This window comes from Psychrobacillus sp. NPDC096623 (assembly GCF_044762655.1).
Lineage (GTDB): Bacteria > Bacillota > Bacilli > Bacillales_A > Planococcaceae > Psychrobacillus.
In genome coordinates this window covers 62,563-81,483 of record NZ_JBIWER010000005.1, presented here as the reverse complement: position 1 = coordinate 81,483, position 18,921 = coordinate 62,563, and the positions used below count along the sequence as shown (strand labels likewise).

17 protein-coding genes are annotated in these 18,921 nt (G+C 33.6%); 12 read left to right on the top strand and 5 right to left on the bottom strand.

Annotated features, from left to right (window positions below; translation table 11 throughout):
- Nucleotides 1-37 precede the first annotated feature (37 nt).
- The 6 genes from ACIQX2_RS14050 (at nucleotide 38) to galE (ending at nucleotide 6,404) form a co-directional block, all read left to right on the top strand.
- The gene (locus ACIQX2_RS14050) at nucleotides 38-604 is read left to right on the top strand and encodes a glycosyltransferase (RefSeq protein ID WP_402851573.1); all 567 of its coding nucleotides are present in this window, start codon (nucleotides 38-40) and stop codon (nucleotides 602-604) included.
- Nucleotides 605-606: 2 nt separating this feature from the next.
- Nucleotides 607-1,146, top strand: coding sequence for a hypothetical protein (locus tag ACIQX2_RS14045; RefSeq protein WP_402851570.1), 540 nt, complete (start codon nucleotides 607-609; stop codon nucleotides 1,144-1,146).
- Between the two features lie 484 nt (nucleotides 1,147-1,630).
- Nucleotides 1,631-2,602 (top strand): glycosyltransferase family 2 protein, encoded by a 972-nt coding sequence (locus ACIQX2_RS14040; RefSeq protein WP_402851568.1) that lies wholly within the window; start codon nucleotides 1,631-1,633, stop codon nucleotides 2,600-2,602.
- A gap of 54 nt (nucleotides 2,603-2,656) precedes the next feature.
- The gene (locus ACIQX2_RS14035) at nucleotides 2,657-4,186 is read left to right on the top strand and encodes an MATE family efflux transporter (protein ID WP_402851565.1); all 1,530 of its coding nucleotides are present in this window, start codon (nucleotides 2,657-2,659) and stop codon (nucleotides 4,184-4,186) included.
- 7 nt (nucleotides 4,187-4,193) lie between these two features.
- Nucleotides 4,194-5,303, top strand: coding sequence for a glycosyltransferase (locus tag ACIQX2_RS14030; protein WP_402851563.1), 1,110 nt, complete (start codon nucleotides 4,194-4,196; stop codon nucleotides 5,301-5,303).
- A 105-nt stretch (nucleotides 5,304-5,408) separates the two neighbouring features.
- Complete coding sequence (gene galE, locus ACIQX2_RS14025) at nucleotides 5,409-6,404, top strand: UDP-glucose 4-epimerase GalE (RefSeq protein WP_402851560.1); 996 nt, start codon at nucleotides 5,409-5,411, stop codon at nucleotides 6,402-6,404.
- Between the two features lie 378 nt (nucleotides 6,405-6,782).
- Here galE and ACIQX2_RS14020 read toward each other — a convergent pair whose 3' ends face one another.
- Nucleotides 6,783-6,947, bottom strand: coding sequence for a VanZ family protein (locus ACIQX2_RS14020; RefSeq protein WP_402851557.1), 165 nt, complete (start codon nucleotides 6,945-6,947; stop codon nucleotides 6,783-6,785).
- A gap of 343 nt (nucleotides 6,948-7,290) precedes the next feature.
- On the opposite strand from ACIQX2_RS14020, the gene ACIQX2_RS14015 reads away from it, so the two are divergent.
- The 3 genes from ACIQX2_RS14015 (at nucleotide 7,291) to ACIQX2_RS14005 (ending at nucleotide 10,998) form a co-directional block, all read left to right on the top strand.
- A complete protein-coding gene (locus tag ACIQX2_RS14015) occupies nucleotides 7,291-8,796 on the top strand; it encodes a glucosamine inositolphosphorylceramide transferase family protein (protein ID WP_402851554.1) in 1,506 nt (501 codons plus the stop codon).
- Nucleotides 8,797-9,362: 566 nt separating this feature from the next.
- The gene (gene galU / locus ACIQX2_RS14010) at nucleotides 9,363-10,241 is read left to right on the top strand and encodes a UTP--glucose-1-phosphate uridylyltransferase GalU (protein ID WP_402851551.1); all 879 of its coding nucleotides are present in this window, start codon (nucleotides 9,363-9,365) and stop codon (nucleotides 10,239-10,241) included.
- Nucleotides 10,242-10,389: 148 nt separating this feature from the next.
- Nucleotides 10,390-10,998: a GNAT family N-acetyltransferase gene (locus tag ACIQX2_RS14005; protein WP_402851549.1), complete on the top strand. Its 609-nt coding sequence runs from the start codon at nucleotides 10,390-10,392 to the stop codon at nucleotides 10,996-10,998.
- A gap of 154 nt (nucleotides 10,999-11,152) precedes the next feature.
- Here ACIQX2_RS14005 and ACIQX2_RS14000 read toward each other — a convergent pair whose 3' ends face one another.
- Nucleotides 11,153-12,367, bottom strand: coding sequence for an NAD(P)/FAD-dependent oxidoreductase (locus tag ACIQX2_RS14000; protein ID WP_402851547.1), 1,215 nt, complete (start codon nucleotides 12,365-12,367; stop codon nucleotides 11,153-11,155).
- Nucleotides 12,368-12,470: 103 nt separating this feature from the next.
- On the opposite strand from ACIQX2_RS14000, the gene ACIQX2_RS13995 reads away from it, so the two are divergent.
- Nucleotides 12,471-13,346: a 5'-3' exonuclease gene (locus ACIQX2_RS13995; protein ID WP_402851545.1), complete on the top strand. Its 876-nt coding sequence runs from the start codon at nucleotides 12,471-12,473 to the stop codon at nucleotides 13,344-13,346.
- On the opposite strand, the gene ACIQX2_RS13990 is transcribed toward ACIQX2_RS13995, so the two are convergent.
- A complete protein-coding gene (locus ACIQX2_RS13990) occupies nucleotides 13,347-13,862 on the bottom strand; it encodes a C39 family peptidase (RefSeq protein ID WP_402851542.1) in 516 nt (171 codons plus the stop codon).
- A 141-nt stretch (nucleotides 13,863-14,003) separates the two neighbouring features.
- Between ACIQX2_RS13990 and ACIQX2_RS13985 the strand changes: the two genes are divergently transcribed.
- The gene (locus ACIQX2_RS13985; RefSeq protein WP_402851540.1) at nucleotides 14,004-15,260 is read left to right on the top strand and encodes a GNAT family N-acetyltransferase; all 1,257 of its coding nucleotides are present in this window, start codon (nucleotides 14,004-14,006) and stop codon (nucleotides 15,258-15,260) included.
- A gap of 70 nt (nucleotides 15,261-15,330) precedes the next feature.
- Here ACIQX2_RS13985 and ACIQX2_RS13980 read toward each other — a convergent pair whose 3' ends face one another.
- A complete protein-coding gene (locus ACIQX2_RS13980; RefSeq protein WP_402851537.1) occupies nucleotides 15,331-15,795 on the bottom strand; it encodes an STAS domain-containing protein in 465 nt (154 codons plus the stop codon).
- A 202-nt stretch (nucleotides 15,796-15,997) separates the two neighbouring features.
- Nucleotides 15,998-16,315 (bottom strand): thioredoxin family protein, encoded by a 318-nt coding sequence (locus ACIQX2_RS13975; RefSeq protein WP_402851534.1) that lies wholly within the window; start codon nucleotides 16,313-16,315, stop codon nucleotides 15,998-16,000.
- Nucleotides 16,316-16,558: 243 nt separating this feature from the next.
- On the opposite strand from ACIQX2_RS13975, the gene ACIQX2_RS13970 reads away from it, so the two are divergent.
- Nucleotides 16,559-18,898, top strand: coding sequence for a 3-hydroxyacyl-CoA dehydrogenase/enoyl-CoA hydratase family protein (locus tag ACIQX2_RS13970; RefSeq protein ID WP_402852143.1), 2,340 nt, complete (start codon nucleotides 16,559-16,561; stop codon nucleotides 18,896-18,898).
- Nucleotides 18,899-18,921 lie beyond the last annotated feature (23 nt).

Here is an 18,921-nt window from a genome sequence, read left to right as displayed (position 1 = left end):
CTATACTGCATTCAGAAATGAAATTATGAGATTAGAGGTGAGTATTATTAAATCTAATTGCCAAGTCAGTATTATTGTCCCGGTATATAACGCTGAATTATATTTAAATGATTGTATTCAAAGCATTATAAATCAAACATATAAGAATATTGAAGTAATTTTAATTAATGATGGTTCTACAGATACAAGCGGATTTATTTGTGATGATTTTGCGAATATAGATTCTCGTATTAAAGTCATTCACCAATCCAATTCTGGACCTTCGATTTCAAGAAATATAGGAATTCAATTGGCACAAGGAAAATACATTCAATTTGTTGATTCTGATGATACTATTGATTCTATAATGACTGAAAAATTAGTTGAATCAATTAATGAAGAGAGCCAACTTGTTTTATCTGGTTATAAAAATGTACAAGTAAATGAAGATAATGCTAGAACTTTACAAATAGTTAGTCCAGGAGTGCAAGGAATATTAAGTAATAAAGAATTTTTAATGCACTTTGGGATGTTTTTTGAGCAATCCTTTATTAATCCACTTTGGAATAAGTTATATATTACAGATATCATAAAAAAAAAAATATTCAATTTATTGATTATCTAAAAATGGGTGAAGATTTATTGTTTAATCTTGATTATCTTAAAGTTTGTCAGAATATATGTGTTGTTAATGAGTCATTGTACAATTATATATTATTTAATAATACTAACTCACTAACAGGGAGTTATAAAAATGATTTTTTTGAAAATCAGCAGATGTTATTTCAAAAGGTAAGAGAATTTTTGATGGAAAATAATAGTTATAAAGGAAAAAATAAAGATTACATTGAAATTTCTTATACAACTAGTATTATTGGCTGCTTTAGTAATTTATTTCATAAAAATAGCAACCTTACTTCAGTTGATATAAAAGGACAGATACATAAGATTATTTTTTCAAGAGAAGTTAGGAAAGATATTATTTATTTTAAGTCAGGAAGTTTTCAGAAACAAATAATAGGATACTTGATAAAGATTAAATCTATAAATGGTATTAATTATTTTATGAAAACAAAGAATTTCCTCCGGTATAAATTGCGACCGTTTTTCAATGTATTAAAAACTATTAATAATAAACGGACATTGGAGAATGAAGTAGATAAATAATTAGATCGGAGTGTTTGAGAGGAATATTTAAATAGACATCGCGAATAAACTGTAAAGTGTTGAAGTTAAAAAGTTTAAAAAACGGCCACCTTTATAGTCGCCTTTGCTCTTTTTCTTTCATTCTTAGGTGAAATCACTAGATGAAGGAAAGTAGAAAAAATTTGCCAGTATTAGAAAAATTCCTTTTTACGAAATAAAAGCTAAACCTGAAATGAATAGCCGTTCGCTATCTGTCTTAAATGTTCCTGAAATTTGTCTAAAATGGTTACAATGATGTTCGTATAATTACTTATTAAGAATATCATTATGCTCCAAAAAATCTGCCATTTGTTAGCCGAAAATTGTTGGATATTCAAAACCGTCCACTGTGACAAAAATAGTTCTGCACAAAAACAATGAACCTGTAGTACGGGGGTGAAACGTCGTAATTCTTAATAATGTTAAACCAATCAATCATTCTTACAATAATTCAACGGAGGAAATTATGAGTGATGTCATTACGATTATAGTACCTATATATAAAGTTGAAAACTATCTTCATCGTTGTGTTGATTCTATTTTGAATCAGACATATAAGGGCCTCGAGATTATTCTAGTAAATGATGGTTCCCCTGACAGTTGTGGGAAAATCTGTGATGAGTATGCAAAGTTAGATGAACGAGTAAAAGTAATTCATAAAAAAAATGGTGGTCTATCAGATGCTCGAAATGCAGGAGTTGAAATTGCTCAAGGGGAATACATTTCTTTTGTTGATAGCGATGATTGGATAGGTGAGAACTATATTAAGAAGTTATATCAATTGTTAATAAATACAAACTCTGATATTTCTGTATGCAATTTCATCAAAACTTCGACAGAAAAGTTGCAGGTTGATATTTTAATGGAAGAAATTTATGAATATTCTAATGTTAAAGCATTAGAGCAATTGTATGGAAGATTTGGTGTTCAAATGGTTACAGCGTGGGGAAAATTATACAAAAGAAAGTTATTTGAAGGTATCCGTTTTCCTGTAGATAGGATACATGAAGATGAATTTACAACATACAAGTTAATCTATAAAGCTAAAAAAATTGTACTAACGACAGCTCAGTTATTATACTACTGGCAAAGAGAAGATAGTATCACGGGAATTGGCTTTAATATAAAGCATAGATTAGATGTAATTGACGCTTTTAAAGAAAGAGCCGAATTTTTTGAACATATTGGTCTAAAAGATTTGAGAGATCGAACTTATAAAGTATTGTTTTTTGTCTATAAGGATGTTAGTAAGGGAAAAAAAATGTTTGAAAATGGATTTAAGAAAGAACTCTTTGAGAGAAATTTCAAGGATTTAAGAAAGAAGCTTAGGGGAAGTAAACAAAATATTAAATTTAAAGCTTTTTATGAGATGTATTTTGTAGCACCAAAAACAATGGATGGAATATTAAAAACTTACAAAAAATTTAGAGGAGAATAGTTTTTGTGTATTAATATAGCTTTTTATATATAGAAGGCCGATATTTTTTGAAGGATGATTAAAAATAAACAGTTAGCTATAAATATGTTAGCTCAAATAATAGGTTTTTTGGTTAATATTTCCATTAGTTTTTTCCTAACTCCATTTATAGTGAATAATGTAGGTAGTGAAGCATATGGATTTTTGGGTTTAGCGAATAATTTTGCTAATTATGCCACCGTATTAACAGTTGCATTAAATTCTATGGCAAGTAGATTTATTTCTATAAGTATACATCAAAATGATGAGGTTGGAGCAAGTAAATATTTTTCATCAGTTGTAATTGTAAATTTTGTAATTGCAGTTCTAATGATTTTTCCTTCAATTTTCTTAGTATTATACCTTGAAAAAATGATTAATATTTCACTTGAAATATTATTGGACGTTAAATTATTATGGGGTTTTATTTTATTGAATTTTATTATTGGTCTAATTTCAGGGACATACGGGGTTGCAACGTTTGTAACAAATAAATTATATCTATCATCTATAGCTGGAATAATATCGCAAATAATCAAGGTAATTATATTACTAGTATTATTTATTAGATTTGTTCCGTCAATGTGGTATGTGGGGCTAGCAACATTTATTAGTACATTATTTATTTTAATTTCCAATATTCATTTTACTAATACGTTGTTGCCTAAGATAAAAGTTAATAGACATTATTTTGATTTAAAATCAATATATGAAGTTGTTTCTTCTGGTATTTGGAATACATGGACTAGACTAAGTCAAATATTAACTTCGCAATTAGACTTATTAATTGCAAACTTATTTATCAGTTCTGCAGCAATGGGGGTTTTAGCAGTTTCAAAAACTATTCCAACCGCTGTTATAACTCTCATAGGTACAATTGCAGCTGTGTTTGCACCGTCTATGACAATAGCTTATGCAAAAGGCGATATTAGGGATTTAGTTAATCAAATTAATCAATCAATGAAAATAATGACTATTTTTTCAGTAATACCGAATGCTATTTTATTTTGTTTTGGTAGTGCATTTTATGCCTTATGGGTGCCAAACGAGGATACAAATCTAATCCATATATTATCTATATTAGCGGTATTTAATTCAGTGATCACAGGTGTTATTAATCCTCTATATAGCGTTTTTACAATAACAAACAAAGTGAAGGTAGATTCTATTGTAATGATAGTTTTTGGTTGCATAATAATGAGCACAGTATTTATTTTGTTGAAATTTACAGATTTAGGTTTATACGCTATAGCAGGTACCGGTATGATATTTTCATTCATTTTGACATTTGTTTTTCATATACCTTATGCGGCCAGATGTCTAAATTTACCGTGGTATTCTTTTTATAGAGGAGCATTTAAAAGTATTTTGTCATTCGGAATATTAGCTTTCATTGGAATTATTATAATAAATAATATCGAAATAACTACCTGGATTAGTTTGATTCTTAATATATGTGTGTTTACTTTTATATCAGCCGTGGTTCTTTCTTTTATTTTGTTAAGTGCTAATGAACGGAAGTTTTTACTTGGTAAAATACGGAAATTCGAGAGAAAGGGGGGGTGAAAAAAGCATGAAAAAAATATTGATTATGAATGATCATATCTATGGAGGTGGTGTAGAAAAGGTTATGATGAATTTAGTTAATCATTTACCGATAGATAAATATAAGATTACGATATTAACTAACAACTATGAGCAAAAATTTTATGATTCTTATGATGAAACAGTGGATTATTGGTATATAAATAAGAAGTTGATAAAAGGTACATCAATTCTAGTAAGAGCATGCAATAAGGTTCTTAGAAAGATAAATAATGGAAAAATAAAACGATTAATAAAAGAAGAACAATTTGATATCGTGATTGCAATTAAAGAAGGTCCATGTATGCATTTTATTTCAGATTTGGACGCTCCGAAAAAAATAGCATGGGTTCATACTGATTATGATGTCTTGCACTGGACAAAAGGTTTTTTTAAAGAAGGACAAGAATTAAATGTTATGAAAAAATTTAACTATATAGTTTGTGTTTCTAACAAAGTTAAAGAAAGTGTTATTAAAAATGTTGGAGATTTGGGTAATCTTATATTTAGAGCAAATCCTCTTGATGAAAAATATATTCAAGAAAAATCTAAAGAAGAGGCAATTATTGATAATCTTGATCATAGCCCCTTATTTATGTCAGTTGGTCGTTTATGTAAAGAGAAAGGTTTTGATATGTTATTAAATGTTTGTCAGAAGTTAAATATCAATAACTATAAATATAGTCTATATATTATTGGTGATGGCGAATATAGAGAACTATTAGAAAATTATATTGATCAAAATCAATTAAACAATGTTAAACTTTTAGGTTTAAAAAATAATCCTTATAAATATTTAAAACATGCAGATTGGTTTATTTCAGCATCCAGGGCTGAAGGGTATGCACTTGTTACTCAAGAAGCGGCTATTTTGGGTATACCAATTATTGCTACAGACTGCTCTGGAGTGAAGGAACTATTAGGTGAAGATAATAAATATGGAATTGTTACAGAAATAAATGAAGATAGTATTTATACTGCAATGGCAGAAGTGATTGAAAATAAAAATATGCAAACTTACTATAAAGAAAAAATAATTGAACGGTCAAAAATTATTTCAATTAGTCAGCGTATGAAGGATATAGAAGCTTTATTTTGAAATAATTTCACAGCGTTAATACTAGAAATTCGATACCTACTATTAATATACATCATGTATTAAGTTACATAAAATTCTAAATAGAAACTAGGGGGGATACGGCTGATGAAAATCTTAGTAACAGGAGGAGCAGGCTATATTGGTTCCCATACATGTGTTGCTTTACTTGAAGCGGGGCACTCAGTAATTGTAGCTGATAACCTTTGTAATAGTAAGCGTGATTCTATTGATAAAATAAATCAACTAACAGGTAAGGAAGTTATCTTTTATAAGATAGATGTAACGGATAAAGGCACAGTAGAAGGTATTTTTCAAAATCATAAGATTGATGGTGTGATTCATTTTGCTGGTTTGAAAGCTGTAGGTGAATCGGTAGAAAAACCATTAACGTATTATATGAATAATTTGGTGAGTACGATGGTGCTGGCTGGTGCTTGTTTAAAGTATAATGTCGGACGATTTGTCTTTAGTTCATCTGCTACGGTTTATGGAGACAATCAGGTGCCATTCGTGGAGACGATGGATTTATTGCCTACGACGAGTCCTTATGGTGAAACGAAGGGGATGAGTGAGCGTATATTAACGGATATAGCAAACGTTAATCCTGGTTTTGCAGTGACTCTGCTTCGTTATTTTAATCCAGTGGGCGCACATGAAAGTGGCTTAATTGGTGAGGCACCGAATGGTATTCCAAATAATTTAATGCCTTATATAACGCAAGTGGCGAAAGGGAAACTTAAGCAGTTGCGTGTGTTTGGTAATGATTATCCGACAGTTGATGGCACGGGTGTTCGTGATTATATTCATGTGTTGGATTTAGCTGCTGGACATGTAGCGGCAATCGAGGATTTGACGGAAGGTGTCAATGTTTATAATTTGGGCACAGGTCGTGGTACAAGTGTGTTAGAGTTAGTGAGAGCATTTGAAGAGGCTAATGGTATGGAAATTCCTTATGAAATTGTTGCTCGACGTCTCGGGGATATTGCTTCATTTTATGCAGATGCATCAAAAGCTGAGCAAGAGCTTGGTTGGACAGCAAAACGTGATATTGTTTCGATGTGTCGAGATTCTTGGCGATTTGAGAAAAATTATAAAGAGTGAAGGCTAAAAACATTAACATCAAAACTAAGTATCTTCATTGATTTCCTTTATGAAAATCATCTAGTATCTCATAATCACTGTCCACTCCTTCAAATATCTGATATGTGAGGGAATCATTCATCCCTTCTTCTTGGAGAAAAGAAAATGTAATTATTAAGTAATAGGAGTGCTACATAAATGCCTTGAAAAAAATTAGTTCTAGAGGATTGTGCCACGAATGCATAATCCTTTTTTTGATGTTAAAAAATTACAAAAGAAAAACAAAAATATCACTTCCATCAATCAATTAACGTACTATAATGAAACAATCAAAAAACATATCCTCTAAACATGTATTGTTCAGCATGTACTTTTTCTCTTCATTATCCAACCAATCATTCAAAACAAACAAACGCCAGCAAACTCACCAGAACTATCAATCAGTACACACATCACCTGTGTTCCTCTACCAGCAATAAAATGCTGATGAACTTCATCGGATAAATCGCATTCTATAAACAAATCAGTAGAGCTATTCCGATACCATGTTATCCACGAACTCATATCTGTATAATTACTCTTCTTTAATAACTTCCCATTATCAACTTTAGCAATCATTACATAAAAAGTAGCTATTAGAGATATCGGCAGTCTTTCAAAATCGCTCCTCATCTGTGTTAGATTAAAAATTATTATGATAACTCCTCGATTTTCAATTGTTATTTATATCGGATACTCTGTACATAATTTTGCACAATATACTAAGTCTATACTTCCACGTACTAGCATAATGTAATTAATGGAGAGGGCAGAAGTGGGGGAGGCCGATAGTCTGGGATACTTACAGAGAACCAGGAGAATCATTCTAAATTACCTGTTAAACCTGCAGAAAAAATGGGGTGATGAATTGTCAACGGAAAAAACTAGACATTTACAACTAAATAAATGGGCGCCAACAGATAGATTATTTTTAGATGAATGGAATGAAAACTTTGAAACAATCGATAGACAAGTAGAAAACACTAAGACACATTTGTCAAAAACTGGTACGAAACCAGAATTAAACGATATAGGGAAAGAAGTTAACCCATCGGCAATAAAATATGTAGAAACAATTCCATCTAGTGTCAATCTATTGGACTTATCAAAAGTTGAAAATGGTGGATACTATGAATATAGTACTGGTGTTTGGACTGAATTTGTTGAGGTAGCATCCAGTGGTTTAATTCCTGTGGATATTGGACAACTATACTCTAAAAATACTAGAAGTGGTCAAATTACTTTTTGGGATGAGAGTAATAATTTTGTGAGTGGTTTGGAGATTGAGGTTGCAACTACTTTTACTGTTCCCACAAATAATACGATTGCTTATATGCGAGTGACCATTTCTCATACCCTTGTACCTCTGCATGAAGTAATGCTTGTTATGGGTAGTGTATTGCCTTTAGAATATGTCTCATACTCTGGAGAAAAATATAAATTCCCTAAAGATAAGTTCGTTTTTGAGGTTGACGAAAATGAACGAAAAAGCGAAATTTTCATGACACCAGATATAAAAGAATATGAACGTGTCACCAATCCTGTAATCACAAAAGAAATTGTGACAGACAGACAAAATCCTTCTGGAACAGCAGATCCTTTTATTGTGTTTGATGCTGGAAAATATCATATGTTTTTTGAAGTCTTAGGTGGGACAAATCCAAATAACTCACAAACGTCTGACGAAATAGGTCATGCGTGGAGTTATAACCTGGTCGATTGGAACTATACCCAAATTGTATTAAGTCATGAAATACATGGGCACCGTTCCGCTTATCCTAATGTATTTAAATACGATGGAGATTGGTATATGTTACCCGACACAATGCTAGACGTAAAATTATATAAAGCAATAAATTTCCCAACAGAATGGGAGTTTCAAGAAAATCTGTTGCCAGGTACTTTTGTTGATACGAATGTTTTTAAAATAGGGGAAATTTGGTTCATGACAACATCTACAATTCCTGCTGATAATGTGATACTTTACTACAACACTAGTGGTGATTGGAGAAATACTAACTGGACAATACACCCTCTTGGAAACATTATTGCACAAGATGGCGTAGAAAAAGGGAAAAGAAACGCGGGAAATATCTTTCATGGTGGCGACTATATTATTATGCCTGTCCAAATTACGCCAGTTGCTACAAATATGTACGGAGAATACACGCATTGGTATAAAATATCAGATTTGACTACAACAGATTGTACGATCACTAATCTTGGGAAAGCTATTGAAGCTAGTCATATAGGTGATTGGAAAAATGATGCAATGCACCACATTAGTCACGTTGACCATTCAAACGGGACAATATTTGCGGTGGATGGGCTTCGTGATGGTGAGTATACTGTTGGATTATATAAAGATGCTTAATTCGCCATTGGATGTTAATGCGTCTTAGTCTATTTTCTTAGCTAAATGCGACAACTATAAAGGAAGAAACTTAGAGTCTTTGGAAGGCACTATCCAACCGCAGACGGTACAGGAGTTCGTGATTATACTCATGTGGTGGATCTAGCAGAAGGGTCATTAGCAGCATTAGATATTCTCACTGAGGATGTTCATATTTATAACTTAGAGACTGGTCAAGGTACTAGTGTATTAGAATAAGTATGAGCCTTTGAAGAAGCTAATGATATTAAAGTACCATATAAAATAGAAAATCATAGACTTGACCTGGAAATATTGCCTCATTCTATGCTGACGCTTTGCAAGCTAAGAACCAACTAGGTTGGACAGCTAAACGTGATATTAAAGCCATCTGACATGATGCTTGGTTATATCAGAAGAATAATTAGTTCTGAATAATTCCGCTATTATTTCTTTAATTCTTTATCTCTATAAGATCATACTTATTTACAAGGAAGGTATTAATTCCTTTTAATAGCCTGGTGTAGAGGCATATTTGAAATAACAAAAAATGAAATAGGTGATGAAAATTGAAAAAAGTCAGAAAGGCAATTATTCCAGCAGCAGGCTTAGGAACGCGTTTTTTACCAGCTACTAAGGCAATGCCAAAAGAGATGTTACCTATTGTTGATAGACCTACAATTGAATATATTGTGGAGGAAGCAATAGCATCAGGTATAGAAGATATAATCATTGTTACCGGTAAAGGAAAACGTGCGATAGAAGATCATTTTGATAGAAATTTTGAGCTTGAAGAAAATCTGAAACTAAAAGGAAAGTTTGAATTACTCGATAAAATTAATCAATCCTCTAAGGTTGAAATCCACTATATTCGCCAAAAAGAACCTAAAGGATTAGGACATGCAGTATGGTGTGCGCGTAATTTTATCGGTGATGAACCATTTGCTGTTTTGCTAGGTGATGATATCGTCCAAGCTGAAAAACCTTGTTTAAAACAATTAATGGAACAGTATGATGACACCGGTTCATCCGTAGTCGGTGTCCAGAAAGTTTCTGATGAGGAAACTCATAGATATGGAATTATTAATCCAAGTTCAATTCAGGGTAGACGTTATCAAGTTAGTAACTTTGTAGAAAAACCCGTACAGGGTACAGCACCTTCTAATCTTGCAATTATGGGGCGTTATGTTTTAACACCGGAAATTTTTGAATTTCTTGGTAAGCAGGAAACAGGTGCTGGTGGAGAAATTCAACTGACGGATGCGATTCAAAAGTTAAATAAGTTACAGAAAGTGTATGCTTATGATTTTGAGGGTAAGCGCTATGATGTTGGAGAGAAGTTAGGTTTCATACAGACCACTATCGAGATGGCGATGAAGAGGGAAGAGTTAAGAAGAGATTTACTTAAGTATCTTAAAAGAATTCTTAAAAATGAAATAATTAGTTGATAGCAAAGCAATGCATAAATAAATATAATGTTAAACGATTATGAGCTTATATAAATGAGGATAAAATGAGTATTCCTAACAAATAAATTTAGTGTTAACATCAGTTTTATTTTCTTATAAAACAATATTAAAAAGAACGGAGGATCATTTGGAACTCGTTCTCATAAACACCTATAAGCAGTTGAGTATATACGAGAAGGATTGGTTAGCAATATTAGAAGCAAACCAAAATACAAACCCATTTTTAGAGTATGAATTTGTTTATAGTTTGTGGGAAGTTTTGGGGGAACAAAAAGGTGTAGAAATCTATGCGGTAAAAGAGCATAACCGCATCATTGCATTTTTTCCATTTCAATTAAAACAAAATTGGTTTGGTTATACACTTTATTTTATAGCACAGAATGAAGGTAATTGTATGGATATTATTGCAAAAGAAAGAGATAAAGATAGAGTTATTATGTTTGTTTTTGATGTATTAATTAAAAGAAAGAAGAGTATCGTTTTCTCTCTAAACGGTTTATTAGAAAGTGGAGATACTCTGAGTAAGTTATCTCGTTATTTACAAGCTAGAAGTATGAAAGAATATTCACGAGTGGATGCTTTCCAATTAGATTACAAGCATGTTCCTAAAGACTTTTCCAATGAATATTATACAAAAATTATATTTTCAACAAATACATTAAGAGCCAAAACTTATAGGAATATCTTATGGACTAAAGAGATGGTTACTGCCAAATTTATTAGAAAATCAAATTGAAGGGTGAAATACTGGGTCTGTTTTTATATAGCTAGATTTTTAATTTAGCCTGGAAAATTCCAGAGTTTCTAAAGAATATAGAGGTTCTTGCTTAATTCATGAACCTCTACAGGCTTTCTTTATCTTATTTCAAAAGATACAAATCACGTCTTTTTTATGCTATTCCATATTTCCGCTCAAGCCCCACAAGCTCGGCATCCTCATTTCGATTACCTATTATTAAGTCTTTTAAAATTTGTGATCCTAGCATGCTATATACTGTTCCATTGCCACCATATCCAAGTAAATAATAGTGATTATTTTTTGTCGGATGTTCTCCAATGAATGGAATATTATCAATTGACTCACCAAAGCTTGCAGCGTAAGCATAATCTATCTGAATATCATAGTTAGGGAAGAGCATTTTTGCTTGCTGTAATAAATTTTCTGCTCGCTGTTGAATAATTTCTTCCGATTCAGGTGCTTCTGGTTTATCCTCATCTAGTCCTCCAACAATTAGCCTTCCTTCAACTGTTGATCGAATATATAAATAAGGTCGCTTTGTTTCCCATATTAAGGATTGTTCATACCAATCACTAAAATTTGGGATTGGGTTGCTAACAAATGCATAGGAACGATTAATATCGGCTCCAATCCGCTTCCCTACAGGAGTAGTTTCATAGCCTGTTGTGTAGATGATGTGTTTGGCATAAAAAGATTGACCTGATGTACGTATGTCTAAAGAATCGTTATCGTCAAATACATCCAAAACCTCTGTATATGGAAATAAATGTGCGCCTAACTCCTCTAGCTTAGTTAGGATTCCATGCACAAACTTCAGTGGATTAATCTCCGCATCTCCAAATGTCACCAAAGCTCCATGTTTTGAAAAAGGCATTTTCTCAGCCATTTCGTTTCTTCCCCAATAGTCGCAAGGAAAGCCGTATTTTTTCAATGTATCATACTCAGCTTTTATCTTTTCTACATCGTTTTCGTCGCTGGCAAAGCATATACTTGGTCTACGGATGAAGTCTACTTCGAAAGGAAGGTTCTTTGCAATCTTTTCAAGGTGATCCATAGCTTCATAGCAAAGTTGGTAGAAGCGAACTGCATCCTTTTCCCCGATTTGACCGATTAGCTCATGCAACATAATGTCGTTCGAATATTGCAAGAGACCTGTGTTTGCGCTAGAGCTACCTGTTGCAATCTCACGTTTGTCTAAGATTGCTACTTTCAGACCACTTTCCGCTAATGCAAGTGCAGTAAGTGATCCCGACATTCCAGACCCTACTATTACAACATCATATATATCTAGTTTTTCATAAGTAGTTTTTGGTGTGAATGGCTTTGTAGTAGTTGGCCAATAAAGTGATCCATTATGTATTTTCATCTTTCTTTCTCCATTCTATTAGTTTCAAACTATATACCCAATGTTTAATAGAATGAATCCACCCGTGTTATAATAAGTAAACTTTAAAAAAAGGGTGTTTGGAATGACTCAGGAAAAACCACATGTATTAGTAATAGATGGAATGGCATTATTGTTTAGATCGTTTTTTGCCACTGCAATGTCCGGGAATTATTTTAAAAATGACAAAGGCATCCCGACAAATGCAGTGCAAGGATTTGCTCGCCATGTATTGGCCGCACAAAATTTAATGAAGCCAACACATATGGCCGTGTGTTGGGATAAAGGCATGCTAACATTTAGAAATGAGTTATATGACGGCTATAAAGCAAACCGTCCTAAGCCGGCTGAAGAACTTATCCCACAGTTCGATATGGCGCAAGAATTATCGGAGCATCTTGGATGGATGAATTTTGGAATAGTTGGAATGGAAGCGGATGATACGATTGCTTCGATTACACATAAATGGAAAGATGATGCGAGGTTTACGATAGTTAGTGGGGATAAGGATCTTCTGCAATTATTAGAGCCATCCACAGAAATTGCGTTTACGAAAAAGGGATTTACTATTTATGATGTATACAACGAAGATCGATTCCTTGAAGAATACGGTATTTCGCCATTACTATTCCCTGACGTGAAGGCATTTATGGGAGATTCTAGTGATGGCTATGCGGGAGTGAAGGGGATTGGACCAAAAACAGCACTACAGCTTGTCCAAACCTATGGTAATGTCGATAAAGTAATAGAAGCATTGCCACTTTTGAAGGCAGGTCAACGAACGAAAATTGAAACGGATTTAGAGATGCTCAAGCTTTCCAAAGAGTTGGCTACTATTCGTAGGGATGTACCAATTGAAGCTGAGTTAGAACATTTACAGATCGGAGATATCTCTTCGGAAAAGCATGACTTTTTATATGAGCATGGTTATACAATATTGGCTAGGCAGCTTCAAAAATAATTATATCCCTAATGGAGTTATTTGAACAAACGTTAATATGGAAGCATTATCTGCATATCGAACTCTTCTAATTTGACTGGGACGATTTCTGCCGCCATTATCATGGATGATTAGTATTACTTCATTATCTACTAATTCATAGCCTAAGAGAGGAACCCAGTGATAGGAAAAAGTGAATTTTTTATTCCACTTAAGCGAAAAGTATTTATCGAATTTTAATGCGACGGGTCTTCCATCTTTCAATTCGTTTAAAGCCACTTGAAATGTACATTTGTTTACTTTCCAATTTGGTCCAAGTAATTTTCGCATATTACGAATAAAACGATAGGTAAATAACCCAATGCGCGTTCCACCTAATTTATTGTATAAAACATTAGGTGGAAAGGGGCATGCTTGTGGAAGCAAATAATTTAACAAAACATAAGCAGTAACTGGTCCACACGCAGAAGCTCGATAATTTGCTTGTATCGATGCATCATACTGAGAAAAACCTTGAACTGGAAGTTGTACTTTCATGTTCGACCTCCTATTAGTAGAGTTTTCCTTTTATACTTGGAAAACTCTTTTTTTAGTAATTAAAGTAAATTTTTATTCTCATAATTGTTCGTCTATTCTATAATACAATTTAACATAATTGCTAATATAGGGGGAAATGGAATGATTAGGTTACTACAAACAAAGGATTTGAAACAAGCAACCGATATTGCTTCACTAGCTTATCCAGGAATGCTTATTCAATCGGATGAAAAGAAAAAAGAATTCATCGAGCGATTGGAAACAGAACAAAATGAAGAAAATGGCATTCAATTTTTTGGCTGTTTTGATGAACAGGATGAACTTCTAGGGATATTTCGAGTGAATGATTTTGAATGTAATATAAATGGAAAATTTCAGCGCATATTCGGTATTGGCATGGTCGCTGTTCATTTATTACATAAAAAAGAAAAAATCGCTTTTAAACTACTTTCTTATTTTCATAACTATGCTCGACAGGAAAATATTGCACTCGTTTCGCTTTATCCATTTAACCCTAGCTTTTATCGAAAAATGGGTTATGGTTATGGACCATTACGATATGAATTTAAGTTTAAACCGGGGGCACTAATAACTGATGGCAATAAAAGTAGGGTGAAATTTTTATCACCAGCAGATGAAGAAGCTATCGTATCTTTATATAATGAATACGCTCAAAACAATCATGGAATGCTGAAAAGAACTTGGAAAGAAAGAGAATATATTAAAACGAGAAAAACATATTATGTTGGAGTAGAAGAGGAAAACCGTTTAATTGGTGCGCTAGCTTTTACTTTGGAGCCAGTAAAAGACAGTCATTTTCTTCATCAACATATGATTATCCACGAATGGATTTGGAGTAGTCCACTTGCTTATAAGCAACTCGCTTCTTGGGTAAGTTCACAGCAGGATCAAGTAGATCGAGTTATTTTCCGTACGAATGATCAATCATTTGTGTATAGTCTTTCTAATCCCATGAATGATACAAACTATGTAATTCCAAGTGTGTATCATGAAGTGGCAAAGACAGGTTCGGGAATCATGTATCGAATTACTAATATAGAAAATTTTGTTAATGATACTAATTTTCACGGCTTAGGAAGACCTCAGGGAAATACAAAGGTTCTGTTAGCAGTGGAGGATTCATTTATACCGGAGCAGCAGGGGATATATGAATTGTCTTATAGTAGTGACCAGTGGAAAATTCATAAAGTAGAAAGAAACGAAGTACAGGCGCATATAACCATCGGAATCCATGATTTAAGTTCGTGGTGGATGGGCTGTGTTACTATCGAATCCCTTTATAATTACGGAGAAGTAATAATATATCAGCTAGATCCAAAAAAACTAGATGAGTGGTTCAAACCAAAGAATGGACCAATTTGTTTTACTTCTTTTTAAACAAAAACTATTGTACTAGTTAACAGCAAAAAAAAGGAGAGTTGCTCATAGCAATTCTCCTTAACAATTTTTATTTAATACTGATGGTTTTTTTTGATTCTACTAAAAGCTTGTTCAAGGCATCTCGGAAACTTTTATATGTCTCGATGTCCACTTGAATACTAGCGTGAACAATTTCCCGGATAAATCGAGGATTGAATCCTACATACATTGGTCGTATTCCCATTAATCGAAGGGAACTATTTAAACTGGAAATGGACATAGCAAGTTCGTTGTAATCGAATGCTTCCACATCTTCTACATTAACACCCGTAAAGTCAAAGACTGCATGTTCAATTTCTTTATGCTCTCCGATATAGTGGAGTGTTTTCGTCTGTATATTTTCGAAGCGTTCTCTAAACATATAGCCAGCAATAGGGATTAAAATAGTCTTAGGAACGATCGATGGAATAATGGGAGTAGAAATTGTATTAATAATTCGCTCGTAATAAGCAATTTTTTCTTTAAGTTCAATTATTTCTTGTTCTTGTGACATTTCGGTAAGCCACCTCTGTTTTATTTCTTATTATATTATAGTTATTTATTAGTTCACACAGGTAAAAAATAAAAGGTTGCTTCTTAACGAAACAACCTTTTAATTATTAGTTTTGTGCATCTAAAATTCAGTTACCGTGCTTCTGCGCGAAGCTCGTCGCAGTGAGACTTTTAGATGCTTAGTTAAATACACTCTATCGTATTTATTTTTGTGCATCTAAAAATTCTGTTACCTGCTCAGGTGATTTTGCATTTGCACTATGAAGATGTGCTTTTTTCTCGCCATTTTGGTAAATAAGAAGACTTGGAATACCCATTACTTCGTATTTCTCAGCAACCTCTGGAAGCTCATCACGATTGACTTCATACCAAGTATACTTGTTATATTCTTCAACGATTGGATCGATGAACATTTCCATACGACGGCAATCCGGACACCAGCCAGCTTCAAATTTTACTAAAACCTCTTTGTCTCCAGAAATAATTTCATTGAATTGTTCAGTAGTTGTAATTTTTTGCATGTTTTATTTACCTCCTATGACTTTGATTACAGTGTACACTGTTTCTTAAGTAGGAGAAAGAAAAAAGAATTATTTCTTCATTTTATTATTGCGAAAATTTAAATATTGTTCTAAACTAATAGACATAGAGGTTGCTTCTATTTTTTTTGTAATTAAAATGAATGAGCATTCATTCAAGATAAAGGGGAGGCTTTGCACGTGACATATCAAATTAAAAAGGCTGCTGTTTTAGGTTCAGGGGTGATGGGTTCAGGAATAGCTGCTCATTTAGCGAATATTGGTATTCCAACATTATTATTAGATATCGTACCAAAAGAAGTGAGTCAAGATGAGGAAGCAAAGGGTTTAACATTAGAACATCCCACAATCAGAAATAAATTTGCCGAAACAGCTATTCAAAAATTGTTAAAGCAAAAACCAGCACCACTTACTGCTAAGAAAAACCTGCAGCTAATAACTGCCGGAAACTTAGAAGATGATCTTGAAAAACTAAAAGATGTGGACTGGATTATCGAAGTAGTAGTAGAAAACTTAGAAGTTAAGAAGAGCTTATATGAAAAAATAGATGCTGCTCGTAAGCCAGGAACAATTATTAGTTCCAATACATCTGGTATTAGTATTAACGCAATGGTGGAAGGTCGTTCGATGGACTTTGGAAAGCATTTCTTGGGCACACATTTCTTCAATCCACCACGTTATTTGAAGCTTTTAGAAGTAATTCCTGCAAATACAACTGCTCCTGAAGTTGTAGAATTCATGAAACAATTTGGAGAAGATGTGCTAGGTAAAGGTGTAGTGCTTGCAAAAGATACACCGAACTTCATAGCAAATCGCATTGGAACATATGGTTTACTTGTAACATTACGTGAGATGCAAACTAGAGGATATTCAGTTGGAGAAGTAGATTCTGTTACAGGTCCACTAATCGGACGACCGAAGTCAGCTACATTCCGTACACTGGACGTTGTTGGTCTCGATACATTTGCACATGTTGCGAAAAATGTATATGACCAAACAACTGGTGATGAGCAAAAAGTTTTTGAAGTACCTGCATTTATGCAAAAGATGCTGGAGAACAAATGGCTCGGAGCTAAAACAGGGCAAGGGTTCTTCTTAAAAGAAGGAAAAGAAATTAAAGAATTAAATCCTGAAACACTTGAATATGAAGCAATGAAAAAATTGAAAACGCCTTCAATGGAAATGGCGAAGCAACAAAAAGGTCTTGCTGCAAAAGTAAAAACTTTAACTTATGCAAAAGATAGAACTGGTGAATTACTTTGGAGCATTTTAAGTCCTACATTGATATATTCTGCAAAGCTTCTTGGCGAAATTGCGGATGATATTTTTGCGATTGACCAAGGGATGAAATGGGGATTTGGTTGGCAGCAAGGTCCTTTCGAAATATGGGATGCAATTGGAGTAAAGGAATCGGTTGATAAGATGGCAGCTGAAGGTCTTGAAATTCCAGCATTTGTTCAATCATTACTTGATAAAGGATTCCATTCATTCTATAAAGAGGAAAATGGAGCTCAATACTACTTCAATGGAAATGATTATTCATTAGTTTCTGTGAGTGAAAAGGCGATTGATTTAAAAAGATATAAGAAAAAACATGGTGTTATTAAGTCAAATTCGGGTGCAAGTTTAATCGATCTAGGAGATGGTGTGGCACTGCTTGAATTCCATTCTAAATCGAACTCAATTGGGCTAGATATCCTTCAAATGATTAGCTTTGCAGTGGAAGAAGTCGAAAAAAACTTCAAAGGACTTGTTATAGGAAACCAGGGCAAAAACTTTAGTGTTGGAGCGAACCTTGGAATGATTTTAATGGAAGCACAGGACGGTAACATTTTCGAGTTAGATTTTGTCGTTCGTCAATTCCAAAACTCCATGATGAAAATTAAATACTCTGCTAAACCTGTAGTAGTTGCTCCATTTGGAATGACTTTAGGTGGAGGAGCAGAAACATGTTTACCAGCTGCTCATATCCAAGCATCTTCTGAGACATATATGGGCTTAGTAGAAGCTGGAGTTGGTCTTATCCCAGGTGGCGGAGGTAACAAAGAGCTTTATATTAAGCACTTAAAGGGACTTCCCAATGGTGTAGAAATTGATTATCTAACTGTTGCAAGCAAAATATTTGAAACAATAGCGATGGCAAAGGTTTCAACATCTGGTGAAGAAGCACGTGAAAACAACTTCTTGAATTTTGCAGACGGTATTAGCGTGAACCCGGACCATTTAATTTACGATGCGAAGCAAGTAGTGTTAGCTCTTGCCGAAGCTGGGTATAAGGCACCAATTCGTGAAAAAGTACCTGTTTCAGGATCTCCGGGATATGCTGCACTAATTTTAGGAGCGGAAGGAATGTTCCTTTCAGGATATATCAGTGAGCATGATCTGAAAATCGCGAAAAAGCTTGCTTATGTAATTGCTGGGGGAGAGGTCCCATACGGCACTTTAGTGGATGAGCAATATTTACTTAACTTAGAGCGAGAAGCTTTCTTGAGCTTGGTGGCAGATCCAAAGTCTCAAGCAAGAATGCAGCACATGCTAGTGAAAGGAAAACCATTACGCAACTAATGTTGCATAAAGGTAAAGGAGGA

Coding starts and splice junctions, on each gene's coding strand:
- ACIQX2_RS14045 (WP_402851570.1), top strand. CDS start 607: ATGGGTGAAGATTTATTGTTTAATCTTGATTATCTTAAAGTTTGTCAG.
- ACIQX2_RS14040 (WP_402851568.1), top strand. CDS start 1,631: ATGAGTGATGTCATTACGATTATAGTACCTATATATAAAGTTGAAAAC.
- ACIQX2_RS14035 (WP_402851565.1), top strand. CDS start 2,657: ATGATTAAAAATAAACAGTTAGCTATAAATATGTTAGCTCAAATAATA.
- ACIQX2_RS14030 (WP_402851563.1), top strand. CDS start 4,194: ATGAAAAAAATATTGATTATGAATGATCATATCTATGGAGGTGGTGTA.
- galE (WP_402851560.1), top strand. CDS start 5,409: ATGAAAATCTTAGTAACAGGAGGAGCAGGCTATATTGGTTCCCATACA.
- ACIQX2_RS14020 (WP_402851557.1), bottom strand. CDS start 6,947: ATGAGTTCGTGGATAACATGGTATCGGAATAGCTCTACTGATTTGTTT.
- ACIQX2_RS14000 (WP_402851547.1), bottom strand. CDS start 12,367: ATGAAAATACATAATGGATCACTTTATTGGCCAACTACTACAAAGCCA.
- ACIQX2_RS13995 (WP_402851545.1), top strand. CDS start 12,471: ATGACTCAGGAAAAACCACATGTATTAGTAATAGATGGAATGGCATTA.
- ACIQX2_RS13990 (WP_402851542.1), bottom strand. CDS start 13,862: ATGAAAGTACAACTTCCAGTTCAAGGTTTTTCTCAGTATGATGCATCG.
- ACIQX2_RS13985 (WP_402851540.1), top strand. CDS start 14,004: ATGATTAGGTTACTACAAACAAAGGATTTGAAACAAGCAACCGATATT.
- ACIQX2_RS13980 (WP_402851537.1), bottom strand. CDS start 15,795: ATGTCACAAGAACAAGAAATAATTGAACTTAAAGAAAAAATTGCTTAT.
- ACIQX2_RS13975 (WP_402851534.1), bottom strand. CDS start 16,315: ATGCAAAAAATTACAACTACTGAACAATTCAATGAAATTATTTCTGGA.
- ACIQX2_RS13970 (WP_402852143.1), top strand. CDS start 16,559: ATGGGTTCAGGAATAGCTGCTCATTTAGCGAATATTGGTATTCCAACA.